Annotated in this window: 1 protein-coding gene; it reads right to left on the bottom strand. The window is 43.3% G+C overall.

What is annotated here, in order from left to right:
- A partial coding sequence (locus CWB76_RS19540) for a PhzF family phenazine biosynthesis protein (RefSeq protein ID WP_138609762.1) occupies positions 1 to 270 on the bottom strand: 270 nt, incomplete at both ends.

The raw sequence follows: 270 nt of genomic DNA on the forward strand, positions 1-270 counted from the left end.
TGCCCACTTCCCAATGTACCTTCCCACCCCGTTGTGCGGCCTGATAAGCACTTAATGAGTGTTTGCAAAATTCTACTGCCCAATAAGGGGCAAGCCAGGTATGAAGTGAACAGGTCACAAAGTCTTCATAACCACCACTGGCAGGCCAAAAATAACGAGAAATAAAGTCATACTCAACACTCGGTGCTGTTGCTACCACATCAAATGGCGCTAATTTTTTTAGTTCTTCAATGGTTGTTTTCAGAACTACAACCTGCTGCTCATTATAAT

This window comes from Pseudoalteromonas sp. S1609 (assembly GCF_005887255.1).
Taxonomy (GTDB): domain Bacteria; phylum Pseudomonadota; class Gammaproteobacteria; order Enterobacterales; family Alteromonadaceae; genus Pseudoalteromonas.